This is a genomic window from Maritalea sp. S77 (assembly GCF_049801075.1).
In the GTDB taxonomy this organism is placed as follows: domain Bacteria; phylum Pseudomonadota; class Alphaproteobacteria; order Rhizobiales; family Devosiaceae; genus Maritalea.
This window is the reverse complement of the sequence record NZ_JBNAGG010000003.1, coordinates 321,455-343,127: the sequence shown is the minus strand read 5'-3', so window position 1 is coordinate 343,127 and position 21,673 is coordinate 321,455. Positions and strand designations below refer to the sequence as shown.

The window sequence follows — 21,673 nt, the reverse complement described above, 5'->3', positions numbered from 1 at the left end:
GGGGAGATCATTCGACATGATGTCATATCTGGCTGATTTAAGCACCATGCTGCTGCCCAATCCAGCATTGCTGACCGCGTTCGCCCTTGCCACCATCGTTTTGGCCATCACCCCCGGGCCGGACATGGCACTTTTTCTGTCCCGCGCCCTTAATTTTGGCCGCGCCCATGGCTTCGCTGCTCTGGCAGGCGCGTGCTCGGGCATTTTGATCCACACCCTGCTGGTTGCCCTCGGCATTTCCGTGCTGATCGCCACTGCTCCAACAGCATTTTTGGTGCTGAAAATCGTCGGCGCGCTTTACCTGATTTGGCTGGCCATCGGCGCGTTGCGCGCGGGCAATAATGTGCAGTTCAGCTTTGGCAAAAGCACCAAACAACCCAGCCTGAAAAAATCCTATCTGACCGGTGTGGGCATCAATCTGTTGAACCCCAAGATCGTCTTGTTTTTCATGACCTTCTTGCCGCAATTTGTGGTGGCTGGCGATCCTTATGCCCCACATAAATTATTCACGCTGGGCATCTTGTTCATCGTGATTTCCTTGCCGCTCACCGTCGCCATGATCGCGGGAGCAGACTGGCTGTCAAAAGCGCTGCAAAAATCAAAATGGATTGGCCGCGCGCTCAATTATTCATTTGCGGCTGTGTTCACCGCCTTCGCGGCAACTATCCTGACCGCGCAAGCGCGTCACTAACGCATAGCGCCCTTCGTCCAGCATTTATTTTTGGCGCAAATTGTCCTATTCTTGTCGCGCGAGCGCATGTAATACCCCGTTATAAGCGCATATGGTTTGATTCACATTCAAACTGAAAGGCGTAAAATGTCAGAAAAATCTCATGCATTGCTCATCATCGATGTGCAGGAAAGCTTTCGCCACCGCGACTATTATCAAGAACATTATGTCCCTGACTTTGTTGAACACACCCAAAAGCTAATTGATGCCGCCCAACAAGGTGGCCTCAAGCTGGTGCAGATCTTTCATATCGAACCAGAAGGGGCTTTTGCTAAATCCTCTGGCAACATCAAAACATTTGCGCCCCTCGCCTTCACCCCCGATTTGGTGATCGAAAAAACACGCCACAGCGCCTTTATCGGCACCACACTGGATATCTGGTAGAAGGAAAATAACATTAATGAGCTCACCATTTGCGGCATCCGCACCGAACAATGCTGCGAAACCACCACACGAAATGCCAGTGATATGGGCTATAAGGTGAACTTTGTCACCGACGCCACACTCACTTTCGATATGCAACACCCGGATGGCTCGACGCTTGCCGCCGACCAGATCAAACACCGCACGGAAACCGTATTGTCCAAACGTTTCGCCACAATCCGCAGCGTGGATGACGCCATCGCCCATTTCGGAGATTAATATGGATAGAGGGCCAGCACCCATCCCCATCAAAACCTATTTTGTCTTAGGTCCTAACGCCGCTGATGCTTGATGTTGCTGGCCCTTGTGAGGTGCTGCGCGGCGCCAATATGGTGCAAAATCAATGGCGTTATGACGTGCAATTTATCGGCACCATGCCCAATGCCCCCACGTCGTTGGGCTACGCGCTGGCCAATGTAGCGCCGCTGCCAGTAGAAATTGAGCCGGATGCCATGGTGGTGGTGTGCGGCAACGCCAGCGAAATGCCCGGCTTTGTGGAAACGCTAGACCCACAAGACATCAAACGCGCGAATGCGCGATTGCAGGCCTGGCTGCGCAAAACCATCACACCCAACCACCAGCTCGTCACCGTATGTAGCGGCGCCTTGGATGCTGCACGCTCCGGCTTATTTGACGGTCGGCGCTGCACCACGCACCATAAATGCCTAGATGAGCTGCGCGCCATTTCCCCCAAAATCAAAGTGGAGGAAAACCGGCTCTATATTGAAGATGGCAATTGCTTTTCCAGCGCGGGCATCACCTCCGGCATCGATTTGATGCTGCATATTGTAAGCAAGCGGCTGGGATTGGCGGCGGCAGCGCAAATCGCGCAGCACATGGTGGTGTTTAACCGGCGCAATGGGAGCGAACCGCAACTCTCGCCCTTTTTGCAGGGCCGCAGCCATTTGCACCCCACCATTCACCGCATTCAAGATCAAGTCACCACCAACCCAACAGCGGATTGGACGGTGGAGCGCCTGGCCAAAGAGGCGCATATGAGCGCGCGCCATTTCTCCCGCCTCTTCAACAAAGAAACAGGCGTAACCGTGCCGGACTATATCAATGGATTACGCATCGCCATGGCGGAGAACATGCTGAAAGCACAGCATTTGAGCATTGAAAATCTGGTGGATCGGCTGGGCTATAACTCAACGCGACAATTTCACCGCGCGTGGAAGCAGCGGCATGGAAAATCACCCCGCCAGTGGCAGCGAGAACACGCGGTTGACGCTTAGCCTATTCCGCCGCCGCAATGGCATCGCGTTCTTTTTTGCTCATGCGCTCAGTTTCAGATTTCAACTGACCACACGCGGCAAAAATATCGCGGCCGCGCGGCGTGCGCACGGGGCTGGCATATCCGGCCATATTGACAATGTCGGCAAATTTCTCGATCTGTGCCCAGCTTGAACATTCATACTGTGAGCCTGGCCACGGGTTGAACGGGATCAAATTGATCTTGGCGGGGATGCCATCCAACATACGCACCAATTTCTTAGCATCCTGCACGCTGTCATTCACATCTTTGAGCATCACATATTCAAAGGTGATGCGCTTGGCATTGGACAGGCCCGGATAGTTGCGGCATGCCTCAAGTAGCTCTTCAAGCGGCCACTTTTTGTTGATCGGCACCAACTCGTTGCGCAGCTCATCATTCACCGCGTGCAGTGAAATGGCCAGCATCACGCCGGTTTCTTCGCCAATTTTCGGAATTGACGGCACCACGCCGGAGGTCGACAAGGTAATGCGGCGACGCGACAGGGAAATGCCCTCCCCGTCCGACATCAGCAGCATCGCCTTTTTCACATTGTCATAATTATAAAGCGGCTCGCCCATGCCCATCATCACCACATTGGTGACCGAGCGGATGCCAGCGCGCGGCACAATCCCGTCCGTCGGGCGCTCGCCCCCTGGATAATCGCCCAAACGCTCCCGCGCCATCAACACTTGCGACACAATTTCACCAGCGGTCAGATTGCGCACCAGCTTTTGTGTGCCCGTATGGCAGAAGGTGCAGGTGAGCGTACAGCCCACTTGCGAGGATACACACAAAGTGCCGCGATCTTCTTCAGGAATATAAACTGTCTCAACATCAACCGGCGGCATATTGGGTTGCATCGGGTCCGTAAACCGGAACAACCATTTGCGCGTGCCATCTGTCGAAACCTGCTCGGACACAATTTCCGGGCGCGACAAATCAAACTTGTCGGCCAATTGCTGCCGCAGTCCCTTGGCGATGTTGGTCATTTGATCAAAATCGCTCACGCCATTGACATAAAGCCAGTTCCACAGCTGCGAAACGCGCATTTTGCGCTGCTTTTCAGGTAGGCCCAACTCTTCCAGCGCCGCCATCAGATCATCACGATCCATCCCCACCAAAGATGGTTTGGTGGCGGTTTTCACATTGGCATTGGCAATATCTAGGCTGATCGACATCTTATAACCTCATCAATTCAGAGGCGAGCCAATACCAGACCCTAGGCCAAAAGGCAAAGAATTTAGAGTAAGGGCTCGCTAGCCACAGGCATTATCAATCGCGCGCATGGAAGCGGTTGCACCCGAAAGTGAAAACACCAGCCGCACTTTGGTGCCGCGCTCATCAATGCCTTCAACAACCATGGTCGAACCACGCCGCATGGCCGCTGCCATATCGGCGCTTTGGCTCACATCTTCCAGCCAAGCTGAATCCCCTTGCGTAAACAAAGAATAAGACTGACCGCCAATCTGCGCCGCAGCCAAGCTGTCCGTCTGAAAATTAAAGCCCGCCACAATATTGATCTCATAGCGCACGCCCTCATTTGGGCGGTGCGTGACATAAAAATAGGGATCACCCATATTTTCCAATTGCGGATCAACTTCCACCGGCTTGGAATGCACAAAACACAAATTGGTCGCCGATTTCACTGTGGAATAGGCCGACCAGGCCTTAAAATCACCCAATGACTGCACTGACTGCGCAAAACCCGCTTGGCCCAGGGCCAAAACCATGATCATGGCCAGAAAACCGATTTTGACCAGCGCGCACTGAGAGAACCAAATTTTGCTGATGCGCATAAACCTGCCTTAAGCTTTTCATTCTCGACTTATGTGGGGTTAAACCACAGCTCGGTGGAAAATGCACCCCAAAACGCACGAAAGCGCGGTTCTCGCCCGCGCTTTGCATGACATTTAATCCCCAAAGGGATTAATTACATTCTTTATCGATTGCGTTCATCGCCGCCGTGACACCAGACAATGAATAAGTGTCGGTGGTGCGTGTACCGCGCGTTGAAATACCGCGAACAACCATTTCAGACCCACGCTTCATCGCCGCAACGAAACTAGGTTCGTCGGCAGTTGAAGCCAACCAGCCTGCCTCTTGCTCGCTGTCGGTCACCATGGGATAGGCTTTGCCATCCACAGTGGCGCTTGCTTCTGCGCCCGGCTTGAACGGATAACCGATCAAGGTCGCGACCTCATTGCGTTTGCCAGTGCCCATACGGTGAGTCACCAGAAAATGGATCGGGCTGCGCTTCACATTTGTTGGCTGCGCATCTTGCGGCTGCGAGGAGATATAGCAAATCTTGCCCTTGCTATCCTGATCAGTCCACGCGGTCCATAAATTGAAGGTGCCAATCTTGGTGGCTGCCGCTTGTGCTGTACCTGCTGAGAGCAAGCCGACCATCAATGCAACACCCGCTTTAAGCGCAAATCTTTTCATCTTTGTTGCTTCAATCATTCCTTTGGGTCCTTTATCCAATTACCCACGTTCCCGCTTATTATCCGCCAATGAGGGTTACCAAGCTGCAAAGATTTGCAGCATTTTAATCAAATCCTCAAAATAAGCAGAAATTTGACCTTATTTTGGCATATGTCTAATCCATACACCCTGTTTCACAAGTCAAGGTGAATGAAGCGTTAAAACTGATCGGCAAAGGAGCCAAAATGTCCACTTTTCCGCAATCAATTCTGCTTGTGTGCCTTGGAAATATTTGTCGTTCACCTACGGCGCACGCTGTGTTGCAGCAGATGGCGCAAAATAACGGCCAAAGCTTGACCATCGATAGCGCCGGCACAGGCGATTGGCATATTGGCCACCCACCAGATGAACGCGCAACCCAAACAGCATTGCAGCGCGGCTATGATCTTTCGCCCCTAAGAGCGCGTCAGGTTCAGCCCGACGATTTCTATACATTTGATCTAATCTTGGCGATGGATCGCTCTAATCTGCGCAATCTGAAAAATCTTGCCCCCGCTGACGCCACCGCACAAATCGAATTGTTTCTGCCTTACGGTAATTCAAGCACCCAAGAAGTGCCCGATCCCTATTTTGGTGGTGAAGATGGTTTCACACATGTGCTCGACCTGATTGAAGATGCCAGCGAGAATATCTTGGCGCGATATAAGGGGTAGTTATTTTGTCTCACGGCTGTTCGATGCTCGCTGTGCTCGTCCGCTCTTTTCCCTCGTTTGCACTGAGTTTTTTGCGTTGCACCAGTCGGCGGGGGTGCCGGGGACGGACACGCAGTGTCCGGTGGCGGCGCGCAAAGCGAGCATCGAACGGCCGTGAGACAAATCTATGCCGCCAGCGGATAGGTCTCTTCCACCAAATAAGGCCCGCCTCCGATGGAATCCCGCGCTGAATAGAGCACAAATCGCGCAACCCGGAATCGCAAAGGATAAAAGGCGCCCGACGTTTGCAAATGATGCGCCATATCTTGCGGCGGAACATCATTTAAGCGCGCCAGTGTTACATGCGGAGAATATTTGCGCCCAGAAGGCTTTAAACCCAATTGTTGCATCACCCGCTCCTGCTTGTCGTGCAATTGCTGCAATTCGGACGCGGGATCTACCCCAGCAAACAGAGCGCGGGGTCTTTTACCGCCAAAAACCCCAAGATGCGACAAAGTGACATCGAACGGTTCCTCAATCGACAATCGATCCAGCTCGTGCACAATTTCATGTGCCGTATGGTGATCAACATCACCAATATAGCGCAAAGTTATGTGATAATTTGAGGGATCGATCCAACGCGCGCCGTGCAGGCCGCCTCGTTTTAAGGAAAGCGCGAAACCAACATCGCCTGGGATTTCCAGACCAGTGAAGAGACGGGGCATAATACCTCCCTTCCAGATGCATGACATAATCGCCTATGTCTCAGACTACCATGATTCGTGTGACAATTTAGCGAAAATTTTATTTGTTGCCTCAAGGACTAAACCGTATTCAACAGTTGCACGTACATCTTGAAATTGTCGGAATTCATCTCCATATTAGCCGCAAGATTATATCCACTTGGCATAACGCCAAGAGAATTGCTGAAAGGGAACTCATCTATGGCACAATATGATCGTCAAACAATGGCCTCACGAGGCGGCGCTCAGGCCGCGATCGATGAGGGCCTGCGCACCTATATGCTGGGTGTTTACAACTATATGGGCATTGCCTTGGGCATCACCGGTGTGGTGGCCTATTTCCTGACCATGCTCACAACCACAAACAATCCTGATGCGGCTGTGGCGCAAATGGGTTCACATTACCTCACCTCTTTGGGCGCTACCCTTTATGGGTCTCCATTGCAGTGGGTTGTGGCTTTGGCTCCTTTGGGCTTTGTTCTGGCCCTAAGCTTTGGCATCAATAAAATGAAATTCGCCACCGCCCAATTGGTGTTCTGGGGCTTTTCAGTTGCCATGGGTCTTTCGCTGTCATCGATCTTCTTGGTCTATACAGGTGAAAGCATTGCCCGCGTGTTCTTCATCACCGCCGGTACATTTGGCGCGATGAGCCTTTATGGTTACACCACCAAGCGTGACCTGACCGCAATGGGTTCATTCTTGATGATGGGCTTGATCGGCATCATCTTGGCTTCTGTTGTAAACATCTTCTTGCAATCAGGCGCCTTGGCCTTTGCCATCTCCATCATTGGTGTGTTGGTGTTTGTTGGCCTCACCGCCTATGACACGCAAAAGATCAAAGAGAACTATTATGAGGGCGACGGCTCAGAAACCATGGGCAAGAAAATGCTTATGGGTGCTTTGGCCCTCTATCTCGACTTCATCAACCTGTTCTTGATGTTGCTACGCTTGTTCGGCAATCGCGAATAGCGACCCAACAGCTAAGCGCTGAAATTAAGATCCCCGCTTCGTTTGAGGCGGGGATTTTTTTTGGGGGAATATTATTTTCACTCACGGTTGAGCAGCGCCTTTCGGCGCCTAACCTGCGCGGGCGCGGGCCAAAAGTGGCCCGAGGTCCTCGCTAGGCTCGTCCACTCTTTTTCCTTGCTAATATACTCCGAAACACATCTGCACACGCGACCGGCACCCTGGACTTGATCCAGGGTCCAAGCAACTTCAGTGAAGGTGCAAATCATGCATGTTTTGACCCAGCTACCAACGCTACATGGATTACCGGATCAAGTCCGGTAATGACGTGGGAGGGTGCCGGTGCGCCTTGCACAACATTAGAGCGGGGCACCCATAGGCGGGGATGCCGGGGTAGTGAGCATAGCGAACGACGGCGGCGCGCAAAAAACCGGGGGTGCCAGGGACGGAGTGTCCGGCGGTGGCGTGCAAAAATGCTAGGGTAGCGAACGCGGTTAGCGACGGCAGTGCAATGGCCAAGTGCCCACTACCGCACCAGGCTGATATCGCCGTCCAAAACCTTAAGCAATTGCGCCAGCTCATGCCCACGCTTGAGCACCTGGCCATTTTGACCCACAACGCGATATTGCCCCTGCTTGCGTCTAAGGCTGGGGTCTTTTTCCACCCGGAAAACCGGCATTTCGCTGGCGCGTTTGAAGATTGAAAATACCGCACGGTCCTTCAGCATATCTATGGCATAGTCGCGCCAATCGCCGCTGGCGACTTTGCGCCCATATACATTTAAAATGGTGGAAAGCTCTCGCCGATCAAAGCTCACATTCATAGGAGCGGGCGACGATTTGGAAGAAGATTCGTTGGAATGTACCAACCGAATATGCTGGCTTTCGCCTTTGCTTTGAGATGACGCCAAATTTCACACCCTATGGTTCAAATCACTTTGGAAATGATTGCGCCAATTCGCAAATGTGACAAGCCCCAAAATTGGCCCCAATTTAATCACAATTCCGGCAAACTGTTGCCGAAATACATCGTTAAAAAGAAATCATAGCCTCCAGTACCCAGCCCCTGAGCGGTTTGCCCCCAAATGAACTTGCTCAGGGCGCTGGACCTCCAAAATCAGTTTGGATGGCCTCCAGATACCCTTTACGCCCCCTTCTTGGGGGCGTTTTATTTTTGAATTGAAGCTGCGCCCAAAATGCGGCCAGGGCCGCCCGCGCCTTTGGTTTGAACCAGAACTGCCATGCCGTCCGCCTGATCAGTCAAAATATCCTGCAGTGGCAATTCCATTTGATGAGATTCCTCACCATGCCACATGCCAACAGGCATACGACCCCGCGCAATATGGCTATAGGCAAGGGTTTTACCGCGATTTTCGCCACGGCTAATCTTGGTTTGCGCGGTGGAAATAAAAGGGATAACCCAGATAGTCGCGTCCACTTGTGTAGCGCCATCGCTGGTCAAATCAATTGTCAGATTGCCATCTTGAAGCTTCAGATCCACACCGACATGCAAATCCGCTGCGGCCACAAGCTTCTGCACGTCACCGCGGCGCGATCCCACAGCATCTTTCTCGCCGTTCACAATGAGCTGTGGCGTATAGACCCGCTCCGAACCAAAGCTTTTTGCGTAAGCACGCTGTAGTTTGGAATATTTCGGGGCAGAGAACACATCTTCCCAGCCGATATAATTCCAATAATCCACGTGATAAGCGATGGTGATCAAATCATCTTGCTCGCTCCATTCGCGCAATGCTGCATCTGCCGGAGGGCAAGACGAACAGCCTTGGGAGGTGAACAGCTCCAACACCGCTTTCGGATTGGTTTTCATGTCCATGGCCTGCGCGGCGGGCAAAAATAGCGCGCCTTGAAGCGCAATCATCAATGTGAAGACAAATTTTTTCATGGCATTTTATTACGCCAGTCGTGCGTAACAGGCCAGTCACATTGGAGTGAGCTTGCCAAATTTTGAAACAGATAATGCGCGAGCAGGGATTCGAACTCTTCAATCACGGCCTCACCCGCATCACACGCACGATACATCACCGCTGCATGGACCAAAAAACCGCGCACAGCAATCACATCCAGCTCCTGTGCTGGCCGTCCCACATCGAGCCGTCGCGCAAGGCTGTCGAACAATCGCGCCTCTGCGGGCTCAATCATTTGGCGGCATAGATTTTGCCCTTCCCCAACGATCAGCCGAACATAAACATCATCCCGCATAATCAAGTTGAAGAAGGGAGTAAAAATCGACCGCAACTTTGCCGCACTACTTATTTGCGCGGACGCCTCGATTTGCTGCTGGCATTTTTCCAGCTCCTGCGCAAACAAGGTTGCGGCCAGCGCCAATTTTTCGCTGAAATGAGCCAAAACGGTTCCCTTGCCCACTTCCGCCGAAGCGGCAATTTGGGCAATCGAAATCTCATCAAAGCTCTGACTTTGCATCAGAACCTCAAAGCAATCCAAGATATGAGCGCGGGTGGCATGGGCCCGCTTTTGTTTGCCTTCAACGCGAACATTCATCATTTTCCAATAGCACAATTGACCGTGGTCAAAAAGTAAAATATACAAATTGACCATGGTCAATTATTGAGAGTATCCCATGAAGATTGTTATTATTTCCGGCCATCCCCGCGCCGACAGTTTCACCCAAGCCCTTGCCGAAGCCTATCAACAAGGCGCTCAGGCTAATGCAGATGTGAGCCTTTTTGCTTTGTCACAAATGGAACTGGACCCCACGCCGATTGAAGCAAAACCCACACAAGAAAGCTGGAATGAGGACATTCAAGCCCTTTGGGATGCGATTAGCGCCGCAGATCATGTGGTGATTACGCATCCGCTTTGGTGGGGCACCATGCCCAGCGAATTAAAGCATCTGCTTGACCGGCTGCTGCTGCCTGGATTGGCCTATAGCTATGTAAAGGGAAAGCCATTGCCCATTGGTCACCTCAAAGGCAAAACCGCCGAAGTGATTATGACATCCGATACGCCGGACTGGTTCTATCGCCTCGCCTATGGCAGCGCGCAAACTAAATTGATGAAAAATCAGATTCTGAAATTTGTCGGGCTGAAGCTTGTGCAGTTCACCCACATCTCGCCAATCCGCAATATGCCCGCAGAGCAGCGGCAAACCCATCTCGCAAAGATTGCCGAACGGGCGCGTGTTTTCACATCAAACCATAAAAAAAGCGCGGCCTAAACCGCGCTTCTTCATTCAATAAATCCTCGGCCATATTTGGCCGAGGTGCATTTTCTTAGGCAACTAGATTGCGCAAAACGTAATGCAAGATGCCGCCATTGCGGTAATATTCCAGCTCATCTTCTGTGTCGATGCGGCACAGCGCGGTGAACTCTTTGTCTGATCCATCAGGAGACTTCACTTTCACGGTCACATCGCAACGTGGGCTGATCTGATCCAAACCTTCAATGGTGATTTCTTCATCACCTTGCAGGCCAAGGCTTTCCCAGCTGGCGCCATCTTTAAACTGCAATGGCAATACGCCCATGCCTACGAGGTTTGAACGGTGAATACGCTCAAAGCTTTCAACGATAACCGCGCGCACGCCGAGCAAACGAGTGCCCTTCGCCGCCCAGTCTCGTGAAGAGCCTGTGCCATATTCCTTGCCGCCAAACACAACCAATGGCTTGCCTTTTTCAGCATATTCCATGGCCGCATCATACATGGCTTGCACTTCGCCATCCGGACCTTTGGTGAAGCCGCCTTCAACGCCCGGCACCATTTGGTTCTTGATGCGGATATTGGCAAAAGTGCCGCGCATCATGATCTCGTGGTTACCCCGGCGAGAACCATATGAGTTGAAGTCTTTTGGTGCCACCTGACGATCTTTCAAATACTTGCCAGCAGGCGTGTCACCCTTAAATGAGCCAGCAGGTGAAATGTGGTCAGTGGTGATGCTGTCGCCAAACAAGCTCAAAATCCGTGCGCCATGCACATCTTCTATCGGCTTGATGTCTTTGGTGAGGCCCTCAAAATATGGTGGGTTCTGCACATAGGTTGAAGAAGAATTCCACCCGTAGGTTTCGCCGCCTTCAACCTTAATGGCTTGCCAGCCTTCATCGCCTTTAAACACGTCTGAATAGCGGCCCTTGAACATTTCAGGGGTCACTGTTTCACGCACGATTTCGGCGATTTCGTGTGAGCTTGGCCACACATCTTTCAAGTAAACAGGCTGCCCATCTTTACCTGTGCCCAAAGGCTCAGAGGTAATGTCAGTGGTCATTTTACCTGCCAACGCATAAGCCACAACCAATGGCGGTGACGCCAAATAGTTTGCTTTCACATCTGGGTTCACCCGGCCTTCAAAGTTCCGGTTGCCGGAAAGCACAGAACACGCCACCAAATCTTCTGCCTGAACAGCAGCAGAAATAGGCTCAGGCAAGGGGCCAGAGTTACCGATACATGTGGTACAGCCATAACCCACAAGGTTAAAGCCAAGCTTGTCCAAATCATCTTGCAAGCCAGACGCTGTAAGATAATCGGTGACCACTTGTGAACCGGGGGCCAACGAAGTTTTCACCCAAGGTTGAACTTCCAACCCAAGCTCAAGCGCTTTGCGGGCCACAAGGCCAGCCGCCACCAAAACCGCGGGGTTTGATGTGTTGGTACAAGACGTGATCGCGGCAATCACCACATCACCATGGGTGATGGAGTAATCAGTGCCGTCAACTTTAGCTTCAGGTGCATCTGTCTTCGCAAACTCACCAGCCAACGCTTTGGCAAACTTTTCTTTAGCTTCAGAAAGAATCACACGGTCTTGCGGACGTTTTGGACCAGAAATCGCTGGCACAACGTCTTTCAGATCAAGATAAAGCACATCGGTGAATTCTGGATCTGCGCTATCGCTTGTGCGGAACATGCCTTGCGCTTTTGAATATTCTTCAACCAACGCCACGCGATCATCTTCGCGACCTGTGGTGCGCAAATAAGCCAATGTTTCATTATCCACTGGGAAGAAGCCGCATGTCGCGCCATATTCTGGCGCCATGTTGGCGATGGTGGCTTGGTCTTCCAAGGTCAGATTGTCGAGGCCCGGGCCGAAAAATTCAACAAATTTGCCCACAACGCCGCGCTCGCGCAACATTTCCACCACGCGCAACACCAAGTCAGTGGCGGTGATGCCGTCTTGCATTTCGCCTTCAAGCTTGAAGCCAATCACTTCTGGCAACAACATAGAGATCGGCTGGCCCAACATGGCCGCTTCCGCCTCAATGCCGCCAACACCCCAACCCAAAACGGCCAAACCGTTGACCATGGTGGTGTGGCTATCTGTGCCCACAAGCGTATCTGGGTAAGCCACCGTTTCACCATTTTCTTCTTTGGTCCAAACAGTTTGGGCCAAATATTCAAGGTTCACTTGGTGACAAATGCCAGTGCCGGGAGGCACAACGCGGAAATTATCAAATGCCTCTTGGCCCCAACGCAAAAATTCATAACGCTCGCCATTGCGCTCATATTCGCGGGCAACGTTTTGTGTGAACGCAGAACCTGTGCCGAAAAAGTCCACCATCACAGAGTGGTCGATCACCAGATCAACAGGCACTTGCGGGTTAATTTTTTGCGGATCGGCGCCCAAATTTGCAGTGGCATCGCGCATAGCGGCCAAATCAACAACGGCTGGAACGCCGGTAAAGTCCTGCATCAACACCCGTGCTGGACGGTATGAGATTTCATGGGAGGAGGATTTGTCTTTCAACCATGCTGCGCAGGCTTCAATGTCTGCTTTGGTGACCGTGCGGCCATCTTCAAAACGCAAAAGGTTTTCGAGCACCACTTTCAAAGAATGCGGCAGGCGCGAAATGCCTTCAAGGCCGTTTTTCTCTGCTTCAATTAAGGAATAATATGTATAGGATTTATCGCCGACCTTAAGGGTCTGTTTGGCGTTAAAACTGTTCAATGAGGTCTGTGTCACGTGCATTGCCTGTATGTTCGGAGTTTCAACATGAGCTCTGGTCATTTTGCCCAAATCAATCGGCAAAAACCAACAAGCGTGAAACGAGTTACCATTGTCCCCATAATGGCGCTCGCGCGCTTTATAAAGAATAACACCGCCTCTTGCCAGCCTCAACTTAATGCCATTATGTGCTTCTCATGAGAAAAAACGGCAAAAACCCTGAAAATATTGCATTAAATGTGATGAATTTGGCCTGCGAGCGGGGCGGATTCGAGATTTTTTCCGGCGTTTCCTTCACAGCACAGCCCGGTGAAGTGATTCTTTTGCGCGGCCCGAACGGCGCCGGCAAGTCCACATGCCTCGCCACGCTATATGGGGTTTTGCCCAAATCATTTGGCACCATCAGCTTTGAAAATATCGATCCAGAGTGCGAACCTCGGGAATATTTGCACATTGTGGGGCATGTGCCAGGGGTTAAAACCACCCTCACCGTGAAAGAAAATCTCAATTTCTGGGCGCAGCTTTATGGCGGCACTGAAAATGTGCTCCCCGCCATTGAAGCCGCTGGGCTGGAGGCAATTCAGGATTCTGAAGCCTCAATTCTGTCCGCTGGCCAAACGAGACGGTTGGGCCTGGCCCGCTTGCTCGTGGCCAATCGCCCCATCTGGATTTTGGATGAACCCACCTCCGCCCTTGATAAGCAAGGCGACCAATGGGTGGGGCAATTGATCGCCGACCATTGCGCCGAAGGCGGCATTGTGATCGCCGCGACCCATTTGGACATTCCTCATCTTGCGCCAGAAGCGGTGAAAACCGTTATGATCGGGCATACAGCTATGGACCATGCCTCATGAAACCATTTCTCGCTGTTTTGACCCGCGACATGAAACTGGCCACCCGCATTGGCGGCGATAGCCTGACCGTGCTGCTATTTTACATTATGACCGGGGCCATCATGCCCTTTGCCATCGGCCCGGATAAGGACCAATTGGCGCAGCTCGGCCCGGCCATCATCTGGATCAGCGCTTTGCTTTCCCTTTTGCTGGCACTCGACCGCCTGTTCCGTATGGATCATGAGGACGGTTCGCTGCTGGCCATGCGCCAGGCCAGCTTGCCGCTTGAAATGATTGTGGTGGCCAAAATCTGCGCCCATTGGGTCACAACTGCGTTACCCCTGATTGTCGCCACCCCCATTTTGGCGATATTGCTCAATCTTGAGATAGATCAAACCCTTCGGGTGATTTTCACCCTATTGGTGGGCACACCGGCGCTCATTTGCTTTGGGGCCATTGGCGCGGCGGTGACCGTATCCATCAAGCGCGGGGGGCTGATTGCACCGATCTTAATCTTGCCGCTCTCGATCCCTACATTGATTTTCGGGGTCAGCGCGGTCTCCAGCGGCGCAATCGCCAACGCTCAGGATGCGGCACTTTTGTTCCTTGCAGGGTTTACCTTGCTCAGTTTAGTGTTCACCCCGTTTGCGGCGGCACTCGCATTAAAAATGGCAGCAGAATAGTCTATGACAGAGTCAAAACCTCAAGAACCAACGCCACAAGATTTGGGCTTTTTCTCGCGGATCGCCCATCCCGGCTATTTCCTTGAATGGTCCCGCTATTTCATTTGGCCGCTTGTGGGCATCACCACGATTTTGATGGCCTATGGGCTTTATCTGGCTTTCTTCAATTCACCTGCCGATTATCAGCAAGGCGAAACCGTGCGCATTATGTATGTGCATGTGCCCAGTGCTTGGCTATCCCAATTCTGCTATGCCGTGATGGCAATTGCCGCCATTGGCTCACTGGTGTGGCGACACCCCTTGGCCGACGTTTCCGCCAAAGCTGCCGCGCCCTTGGGCGCCACCTTCACCGCTATCGCGCTGATCACCGGCGCCCTTTGGGGCGCGCCCACATGGGGCACCTTTTGGGAGTGGGATGGGCGCATGACCTCCACCCTCATCATGCTCTTTATCTATTTGGGCATTATCGCCCTGTGGCGCACCTTTGAAGATCAAGTGCGTGCAGGCCGCATCATCGCGGTGATCACTTTGGTTGGCGCCATCAATGTGCCGATCATTAAATTTTCAGTGGATTGGTGGAACACGCTGCACCAGCCAGCTTCTGTGTTCCGTTTGGATGGGCCAACCATGCCGCCTTCCATTTTGCTGCCGCTATTTGTGATGTTCTTTGCCTTCTCCTTCCTGTTTTTGCTGCTGCATTTCATTTCCATGCGCACAGAAATTTTGCGCCGCCGCGCCCGCGCCATTGAACGGCAATATGCGCAACAATTAAGGACCCAAAAGCCATGATCGAATCCGGCGAACATTTCGAATTTATCTTCGGGGCCTATGGCCTATCTGCGTTTTTGATCGCCGCGCTCTGCATTTGGGTGGTCTTTTCGTACAAAAAACAGGAAAGCCGCTTGGCAGCGCTGAAAGCGATGGGGCTAAAACGTCGGTCTGAACGCACGCCGATCAAGCCGGAGTAGCCGCCATGAAACGCACGCTGATTTTTGCCCTGCCCTTGGTGCTGACCGTTGCGCTGTTTGCGCTTTTTGCCAGCCAGATCAATCGTGATCCAGACCTGCTGCCCTCAGCCTTGATGAACAAGCCCGCACCTGAATTCACCCTTGATGCGGTTGAGGGCCATGATCAGCCGGGCTTTTCCAGCGCCGACCTCAAAGGCCAATTGAGCCTTGTAAATGTTTGGGCCAGTTGGTGCGTGCCCTGCCGGGAAGAACATGAATTTTTGATGCGCTTGGCCGAACGCGGCGACGTAAAGATTTTTGGCATCAATTACAATGACCAGCCCGAAAATGCCCGCGACTTTTTGCGCAAGCTAGGCAACCCGTTTGATGCAGTGGGCGCGGACCGGAACCGCCGCGTCAGCCTAGAATGGGGCGTTTATGGCGTGCCGGAAAGCTATCTCATCAATAAGGACGGGGTGATTGTGTACAAACACACCGGTCCGATGAGCGAAGATAGCTTCCAAAATCAAGTGCTGCCCGCCATCGCCAAAGCCTTAGAGGCGCAAGAGGCGTCTTAAGCCTCTTCGCCACTTGGCGCATATTTATTCAAAACTGGCACCACCAATACGAATGAGAAAATCAAGGTGAGTGGCATAATGCCCCACACTTTGAACGCGACCCAAAAATCGGTCGAGAAATTGCGCCACACAATCTCATTAATCAGCGCCAAAACGAAAAAGAAAATTGTCCAGCGCCAAGTGAGAATGCGCCAGCCTTCATTGCGCAATTTATACACATCGCCAAACACATAGCGCAGCAACGAGTGGCCAAACAATAAGCCCCCCAGCAAAACGCCACCAAACAGCATGTTGACGATTGTTGGCTTGAGTTTGATGAAGGTATCATCCTGCAAATAAAGCGTCAGCCCGCCAAAAATCAACACCACCACGCCCGTCACCAACGGCATCACGGCAATACGCTTCAAAATCAACCAGCTCAAAACAAGCGAAACCACCATGGCGCCCATAAACCAGGCGGTGGCGACAAAAATGCCCGCACGTCCGTTCAAAATGAAGAACAGCACCAAAGGCCCAAGCTCTAAACCAAGCTTGATCAGCTGCGGTTTAAGCTCGTCCCAGTTCAGCTCTTCTGCGGGATTTTTCTCTTCGCTCATTTAAACCTCAATCTCGTTTCGGGCCATGCCCACACTTTGCGATAGGTAAGCGGCCCATTCTTCAACGCTCAGCGACATGCTGCCTGCGCCAATCGCCACTTCAATCGCCTGCACTTCATCATAGATAGTAGGCAAAGTGTGGCCAGACAACCAAACTTTATCCGCTTCAATCTGCTTTTCAAAGGCCGCTTCCAGCGCCGCTTTTGATGCTTCGATATGGACTTGAAAATTGGGCGTCTCCGGCACCATTGGCACGGTGCGCACCCCGTCAATTTTGTTGAACTCAACAGCCAACGCCTTGGCGAAAGCCGTAAATTCACCCACGCGCGGCAAAAATTCGTCCAACCCAATCAGGGCTGTAATCGCCTGCGGAAACTCAAACGGCACATTGCCGCCATGCCGGGTGAACCACACATCGCTCTCGGCCAGAAATTCTTCATCCGCCAACAAACCACAGCCGCCAATATTGGCCAGTTCTTTATAAAAGCTGCAGTATAGGCTGTCGCAAAGCGCCATAATCTCCGAACAGCTTTTGCCATAGGCTTCGGCCACGCCAAAAACCCGCGCCCCATCAATATGGAAATGCACGCCACGCGCGCGGCACCATTCAGAGATTTTCACCAATTCCTCAAAGGGGGTCAGCTTATAGCCCGCTCGCCGCACGGGAAGCTCCACACTCACCACGCCGGGCACTTCGCCCATTTTGTCCAAATCATCGACCGTAAAGGGCTGATAGGCTGTGCCCAACCGCCGGAACTGGATTGGGTGCAAAATCTCCACCGCTTCCATTTCATCAATATCGAAATGGGTCATCCGGTGAATGGCAACTATATTATTGCCCTGCCGCTCCACAGCAGCGCGCAAGGCAGCCATCTGCGCGATCATGCCCTTAATGCAAAAGCGCGCGCCGCTGGTGCCAAACAGCTCCTTCAGCCGTTCCACCACCACATCGCTGGCACCGCCATCCCCATAGACATCGCTGGGCAATTGCGCATAGTCAGACTGCGCCAATTTCGCGAACAAATCAGCCGGTTTAAATGGAACAAAAGCGTGCAACACATGGGTGCACGCCAACATTTTTTCCCGCGCCACCATTATTGCGCCCCCGCAATCGCTGCTGCAAAATCATCTGCCTCAAACGGCTCTAAATCCTCAATGGTCTCGCCCACGCCAATAAAATGCACCGGCAATTTGTGCTTTTGCGCAATCGCTACCAAAATACCGCCGCGCGCGGTGCCATCCAATTTGGTCATTACCAGACCAGACACCCCGGCTCGTTTGCCAAAAATCTCCACCTGATTAAGCGCATTCTGCCCTGTGGTCGCATCCAGCGTCAGCAACGTAGTGTGCGGCGCTTCGGGATCAAGCTTTTTGATCACCCGAATAATCTTTTCAAGCTCCGCCATCAACTCATCACGGTTTTGCAAACGGCCCGCCGTATCAATAATCAACAGATCGCAATCCTGTTCTTGCGCTTCTTTCACCGCGTCGTAAGCCAAACCTGAAGCATCCGCTCCTGTTGGCCGCGTGATCACCGGCACATTGGAACGCTCACCCCAAACCGAAAGCTGCTCAACCGCCGCCGCGCGGAACGTATCGCCCGCCGCCAACATCACCTTTTTGCCCTCACGACTATATTTCGCTGCCAGCTTACCGATTGTGGTGGTTTTGCCGGACCCGTTCACGCCCACCATCAACAAAATATGTGGCTTATGCGCTGTGCCCAGCTCGAACGGCACTGCCACGCGCGCCAAAACCTTGCTGACCTCATCGCGCAAAACAGAGCGGATTTCCTCAACGCTGATTTCTTTATCAAAGCGATCTTTGGCCAGCTTTTCAGTGATCTGGATAGCAGTTTCAACGCCCAAATCCGCCTGGATCAGTGTATCTTCCAACTCTTCCAGCGCTTCATCATCCAGCTTACGCTTGGTAAAGATTGACGAAATATTGTCAGTGAGTTGATCGGAGGAGCGTTTCAGCCCATCACGCAACCGCGCGAACCAGCCTTTTTTCTTCTCGCCGGAGTCTTTTTGCGCGCCGCCGTCGCTCACTTCGTTCGCTACCCCGGCACCCCCGCCGGATTTATCTTCGCCACCTGCCGTCGTTTGTTCGCTATAAACGTCAGGCTCAGGCTCAGAAGTAGCTTCCGCAGCATGTTCCAGCTCGGAAATCTCTTTTAGCTCGTCTTCGACCGTCACCACAGCTTCAGCCGCTGCCTCTTCCGGCGCAGGTGTGGCTGGTTCGGCGTCTGGCGCTTCTTTCAGATCTTCTTCGGTCTGATCCAGCGCATTCTCAATGGACTGATCAATGCTGTCTTCCGGCTCTTGCCAAGGCTGCTCTTTTTCAAGCGCAGCGGCGTCCTCTGGCGTCACATCAGCAGAAGTTTGCTCTTCACTTTGGTCTTTCGGCGTCTCTTTGGGTTGCGGCTCATCCTTGCCCCCCAAAAGCCGCGACCAAAATCCTCTTTTTTTGCCGCCGTCGGCTCCTTTGGAGCCGTCCCCGGCACCCCCGCCTGATTTCTTCTCCGCCATAAAGCCCTCTTACGCCACAGCCAATTGCTTTTCGCCGATCAGCCCGTGCTGATCCTGGCCCGTCACTTTCACATCCAAAATCTCGCCGGGTGCGCCTTCAACTTTGATCGGCACAAATTGTTCGGTGCGCCCCACATTGTCGCGCTCAATCAGCACGGATTTAGTATCACCGATTTGGCTGGCGCAAAACGCGTCGAACTGCTGTTCGCCCAAAGCACGCAATTTTGCCGCCCGGTCTTTGGCCACCTTTTTGTCCACTTGCGGCATTTTTGCCGCCGGGGTGCCTGGCCGTGGCGAATAGGGGAACACATGCAAATAGGTAAGATCACATTCTTTCACGATCGCCATGGAATTGGCGAACATCTCATCGGTTTCCGTAGGGAACCCGGCAATAATATCGGCGCCAAACACCATATCGGGGCGCATCGCTTTTGCGTCATTCACGAACTGGATCGTGTCCTCGCGCAAATGCCGCCGCTTCATGCGCTTCAAAATCATATTATCGCCCGACTGCAGCGACAAATGCAGATGCGGCATCAAGCGATGTTCAGATTTGATGGCTTCCATCAAGGCCTCGTCAGCTTCAATGGAATCGATGGACGAAATGCGCAGGCGCGGCAATTGCGGTACATGTTTCAAGATCGCTTGGGTCAGCGCGCCAAGGCTCGGCTTGCCGGGCAAATCCGGACCGTAGGAGGTGATGTCCACCCCGGTCAGTACAACTTCGCCAATGCCATTATCCGCCAGCTTTTTGATCTGATCGACGACCACACCCATGGGCACGGAACGCGACGGCCCCCGGCCATAAGGAATGATGCAGAAAGTGCAGCGATGGTCACAACCATTTTGTACCTGCACAAAGGCACGGGCGCGCCCATCCATACCCTCGATCAAATGACCTGCGGTTTCCCGCACGCTCATAATATCATCGACAAGAATTTTTGAATTGCCACCAATACCGAATTTGAGACCTTCATAAGTCTCACGCTTCATCTTTTCGCCATTGCCGACCACAAGGTCCACTTCGCCCATTTCGGCAAAGCTTTCCGCGTCGGTTTGCGCCGCGCAGCCTGTTACCACAATTTTGACGTCCGGATTTTCCCGCCGTGCCTTGCGAATAGCCTGACGGGTTTGGCGCACAGCTTCCTGCGTCACCGCACAGCTGTTGACGATGAGAATATTGTCGAGCCCCGCCGATCCGGCATGATCTTTCATCACTTCAGATTCAAAAGCGTTGAGCCGACACCCGAAGGTGAGGGTTTCAATACTCATGCAGCACTTTCCTCAAAAAGTTCGGCCGGTAATGTCCCCTCCCCGTCCAATTCATACGGGCCTGTCATGATAATATGATGGTCGCTCGCGCGCCACTCTAGGTATAAATCTCCACCCGGCAAGCTGATCGTCACCTCGCGGTCGGTCAAGTCTTTGCGCACCGCTGCCACGGCCACAGCACAAGCTGCAGTGCCACAAGCCTCGGTTAGCCCTGCCCCGCGCTCCCAAACGCGAACTTTAATATGGTCTCGCCCCATCACCTGCGCCAATGAAATATTGGCCCGTTCCGGAAACATGGGGTGATATTCAAGCATTGGGCCAAGCCGCGCCAGATCGTGGGCGTCCAAATCCATCACCCAAAAGATTGCATGGGGGTTGCCCACATTCACCACGCTCGGCGTATGCAACACAGGCGCATCAATCGGCCCGATCTGCAATTCAATCCCGGTCGTATCTTCAAACTCTTCCGCCAGCGGGATTTGATCCCACGCCAAGCGCGGCGTGCCCATATCCACGCTCACCACATCGCCCTTCAGCTCGGCATTCAGCAAGCCAGCATTGGTGTGAATGGTCACTGCTTTCTTGCCCAACTCTTCGGCCACCAAATAGCCAACGCAGCGGGTGGCGTTGCCACAAGCATCCACTTCACCGCCTTCGGCATTATAGATGCGCATAAACACATCCACGCAATCCAGTGGGCTATGTTCCAAAATGATCAGCTGATCGCAGCCAATGCCTTGCTCCCGATCGGCAATCCAACGCACCTGATCATGAGACAGCTTGAGCGGTTTCTGCCGCGCATCAAGCACCACAAAATCATTCCCCAAACCGTTCATTTTCAAATATTGGACTGTATCAGCCATGGATTTTGCGAGACCTTTGATCAGGATTTACAACATTTCATCGCTCTATATGGCGCAGATTGGGTTAAATTACTACCCTTAGTGGCCGCGGTGAATTGACTCTTTGCCACGATTGCCTTAAAGCAACACCCGATATTTACCGTGTCGAGTTGTGCTCGAGTCACTACCCAAAGCGAATTTACCGATTTTGGGGGTCAACATCCATCAGCGCGTTGCGCCCATGGATGCTCTT

General features: G+C 52.6%; 23 protein-coding genes and 1 pseudogene. 11 read left to right on the top strand and 13 right to left on the bottom strand.

Going from position 1 to position 21,673, the window contains the following annotated elements; translation table 11 throughout:
• The first annotated feature begins 19 nt into the window (after nucleotides 1-19).
• From ACP15Y_RS12485 to ACP15Y_RS12475, 3 genes and pseudogenes are all read left to right on the top strand, one after another.
• Nucleotides 20-691: a LysE family translocator gene (locus tag ACP15Y_RS12485; RefSeq protein ID WP_424983543.1), complete on the top strand. Its 672-nt coding sequence runs from the start codon at nucleotides 20-22 to the stop codon at nucleotides 689-691.
• Between the two features lie 126 nt (nucleotides 692-817).
• Nucleotides 818-1,372 (top strand): annotated as a pseudogene (locus ACP15Y_RS12480) (isochorismatase family protein).
• 65 nt (nucleotides 1,373-1,437) lie between these two features.
• Complete coding sequence (locus ACP15Y_RS12475; protein ID WP_424983419.1) at nucleotides 1,438-2,388, top strand: GlxA family transcriptional regulator; 951 nt, start codon at nucleotides 1,438-1,440, stop codon at nucleotides 2,386-2,388.
• A gap of 1 nt (nucleotide 2,389) precedes the next feature.
• Here ACP15Y_RS12475 and rlmN read toward each other — a convergent pair whose 3' ends face one another.
• From rlmN to ACP15Y_RS12460, 3 genes are all read right to left on the bottom strand, one after another.
• The gene (rlmN, locus tag ACP15Y_RS12470; protein ID WP_424983418.1) at nucleotides 2,390-3,586 is read right to left on the bottom strand and encodes a 23S rRNA (adenine(2503)-C(2))-methyltransferase RlmN; all 1,197 of its coding nucleotides are present in this window, start codon (nucleotides 3,584-3,586) and stop codon (nucleotides 2,390-2,392) included.
• Between the two features lie 78 nt (nucleotides 3,587-3,664).
• Nucleotides 3,665-4,204, bottom strand: coding sequence for an invasion associated locus B family protein (locus tag ACP15Y_RS12465; RefSeq protein ID WP_424983417.1), 540 nt, complete (start codon nucleotides 4,202-4,204; stop codon nucleotides 3,665-3,667).
• Between the two features lie 130 nt (nucleotides 4,205-4,334).
• Complete coding sequence (locus tag ACP15Y_RS12460; RefSeq protein ID WP_424983416.1) at nucleotides 4,335-4,868, bottom strand: invasion associated locus B family protein; 534 nt, start codon at nucleotides 4,866-4,868, stop codon at nucleotides 4,335-4,337.
• A 206-nt stretch (nucleotides 4,869-5,074) separates the two neighbouring features.
• On the opposite strand from ACP15Y_RS12460, the gene ACP15Y_RS12455 reads away from it, so the two are divergent.
• Nucleotides 5,075-5,542, top strand: a complete 468-nt coding sequence (locus ACP15Y_RS12455) for a low molecular weight protein-tyrosine-phosphatase (protein WP_424983415.1) — start codon at nucleotides 5,075-5,077, stop codon at nucleotides 5,540-5,542.
• Between the two features lie 164 nt (nucleotides 5,543-5,706).
• Here ACP15Y_RS12455 and thpR read toward each other — a convergent pair whose 3' ends face one another.
• Nucleotides 5,707-6,246 (bottom strand): RNA 2',3'-cyclic phosphodiesterase, encoded by a 540-nt coding sequence (gene thpR / locus ACP15Y_RS12450; protein WP_424983414.1) that lies wholly within the window; start codon nucleotides 6,244-6,246, stop codon nucleotides 5,707-5,709.
• Between the two features lie 219 nt (nucleotides 6,247-6,465).
• On the opposite strand from thpR, the gene ACP15Y_RS12445 reads away from it, so the two are divergent.
• The gene (locus tag ACP15Y_RS12445; protein WP_424983412.1) at nucleotides 6,466-7,233 is read left to right on the top strand and encodes a Bax inhibitor-1/YccA family protein; all 768 of its coding nucleotides are present in this window, start codon (nucleotides 6,466-6,468) and stop codon (nucleotides 7,231-7,233) included.
• Nucleotides 7,234-7,756: 523 nt separating this feature from the next.
• Here ACP15Y_RS12445 and ACP15Y_RS12440 read toward each other — a convergent pair.
• The 3 genes from ACP15Y_RS12440 to ACP15Y_RS12430 all read right to left on the bottom strand — a co-directional run bounded on the left by ACP15Y_RS12440 (nucleotide 7,757) and on the right by ACP15Y_RS12430 (nucleotide 9,752).
• The gene (locus ACP15Y_RS12440; protein ID WP_424983542.1) at nucleotides 7,757-8,104 is read right to left on the bottom strand and encodes a DUF2794 domain-containing protein; all 348 of its coding nucleotides are present in this window, start codon (nucleotides 8,102-8,104) and stop codon (nucleotides 7,757-7,759) included.
• A gap of 293 nt (nucleotides 8,105-8,397) precedes the next feature.
• The gene (locus ACP15Y_RS12435; RefSeq protein ID WP_424983411.1) at nucleotides 8,398-9,132 is read right to left on the bottom strand and encodes a DUF1223 domain-containing protein; all 735 of its coding nucleotides are present in this window, start codon (nucleotides 9,130-9,132) and stop codon (nucleotides 8,398-8,400) included.
• Nucleotides 9,129-9,752, bottom strand: a complete 624-nt coding sequence (locus tag ACP15Y_RS12430) for a TetR/AcrR family transcriptional regulator (RefSeq protein ID WP_424983410.1) — start codon at nucleotides 9,750-9,752, stop codon at nucleotides 9,129-9,131. Before ACP15Y_RS12430 ends, ACP15Y_RS12435 begins: the two co-directional genes overlap by 4 nt.
• A gap of 76 nt (nucleotides 9,753-9,828) precedes the next feature.
• On the opposite strand from ACP15Y_RS12430, the gene ACP15Y_RS12425 reads away from it, so the two are divergent.
• Nucleotides 9,829-10,425, top strand: coding sequence for an NAD(P)H-dependent oxidoreductase (locus ACP15Y_RS12425; RefSeq protein WP_424983409.1), 597 nt, complete (start codon nucleotides 9,829-9,831; stop codon nucleotides 10,423-10,425).
• A 55-nt stretch (nucleotides 10,426-10,480) separates the two neighbouring features.
• On the opposite strand, the gene acnA is transcribed toward ACP15Y_RS12425, so the two are convergent.
• Nucleotides 10,481-13,162 carry an aconitate hydratase AcnA gene (gene acnA, locus ACP15Y_RS12420; RefSeq protein WP_424983541.1) on the bottom strand — a complete coding sequence of 894 codons (2,682 nt, stop codon included), beginning with the start codon at nucleotides 13,160-13,162 and terminating at the stop codon, nucleotides 10,481-10,483.
• Nucleotides 13,163-13,335: 173 nt separating this feature from the next.
• On the opposite strand from acnA, the gene ccmA reads away from it, so the two are divergent.
• From ccmA to ACP15Y_RS12395, 5 genes are read left to right on the top strand one after another with little or no spacing between them, the layout of a single operon-like run.
• Entirely contained in the window at nucleotides 13,336-13,992 is a 657-nt protein-coding gene (ccmA, locus tag ACP15Y_RS12415; protein ID WP_424983408.1) for a heme ABC exporter ATP-binding protein CcmA, read from the top strand.
• Nucleotides 13,989-14,654 (top strand): heme exporter protein CcmB, encoded by a 666-nt coding sequence (gene ccmB / locus ACP15Y_RS12410; protein WP_424983407.1) that lies wholly within the window; start codon nucleotides 13,989-13,991, stop codon nucleotides 14,652-14,654. Before ccmA ends, ccmB begins: the two co-directional genes overlap by 4 nt.
• 3 nt (nucleotides 14,655-14,657) lie before the next feature.
• The gene (locus tag ACP15Y_RS12405) at nucleotides 14,658-15,443 is read left to right on the top strand and encodes a heme ABC transporter permease (RefSeq protein WP_424983406.1); all 786 of its coding nucleotides are present in this window, start codon (nucleotides 14,658-14,660) and stop codon (nucleotides 15,441-15,443) included.
• The gene (gene ccmD / locus ACP15Y_RS12400) at nucleotides 15,440-15,622 is read left to right on the top strand and encodes a heme exporter protein CcmD (protein WP_424983405.1); all 183 of its coding nucleotides are present in this window, start codon (nucleotides 15,440-15,442) and stop codon (nucleotides 15,620-15,622) included. The genes ACP15Y_RS12405 and ccmD overlap by 4 nt, the downstream gene beginning before the upstream one ends.
• A 5-nt stretch (nucleotides 15,623-15,627) precedes the next feature.
• Complete coding sequence (locus tag ACP15Y_RS12395) at nucleotides 15,628-16,179, top strand: DsbE family thiol:disulfide interchange protein (protein ID WP_424983404.1); 552 nt, start codon at nucleotides 15,628-15,630, stop codon at nucleotides 16,177-16,179.
• Here ACP15Y_RS12395 and ACP15Y_RS12390 read toward each other — a convergent pair.
• From ACP15Y_RS12390 to dapF, 5 genes are read right to left on the bottom strand one after another with little or no spacing between them, the layout of a single operon-like run.
• A complete protein-coding gene (locus tag ACP15Y_RS12390) occupies nucleotides 16,176-16,775 on the bottom strand; it encodes a septation protein A (protein WP_424983403.1) in 600 nt (199 codons plus the stop codon). The genes ACP15Y_RS12395 and ACP15Y_RS12390 overlap by 4 nt on opposite strands.
• The gene (locus tag ACP15Y_RS12385) at nucleotides 16,776-17,870 is read right to left on the bottom strand and encodes a threonine aldolase family protein (RefSeq protein WP_424983402.1); all 1,095 of its coding nucleotides are present in this window, start codon (nucleotides 17,868-17,870) and stop codon (nucleotides 16,776-16,778) included.
• Nucleotides 17,870-19,306 (bottom strand): signal recognition particle-docking protein FtsY, encoded by a 1,437-nt coding sequence (gene ftsY, locus ACP15Y_RS12380; protein ID WP_424983401.1) that lies wholly within the window; start codon nucleotides 19,304-19,306, stop codon nucleotides 17,870-17,872. Before ftsY ends, ACP15Y_RS12385 begins: the two co-directional genes overlap by 1 nt.
• Before the next feature lie 9 nt (nucleotides 19,307-19,315).
• Complete coding sequence (gene mtaB / locus ACP15Y_RS12375; protein WP_424983400.1) at nucleotides 19,316-20,578, bottom strand: tRNA (N(6)-L-threonylcarbamoyladenosine(37)-C(2))-methylthiotransferase MtaB; 1,263 nt, start codon at nucleotides 20,576-20,578, stop codon at nucleotides 19,316-19,318.
• Nucleotides 20,575-21,441, bottom strand: coding sequence for a diaminopimelate epimerase (dapF, locus tag ACP15Y_RS12370; protein WP_424983399.1), 867 nt, complete (start codon nucleotides 21,439-21,441; stop codon nucleotides 20,575-20,577). The genes mtaB and dapF overlap by 4 nt, the downstream gene beginning before the upstream one ends.
• Between the last annotated feature and the right edge of the window lie 232 nt (nucleotides 21,442-21,673).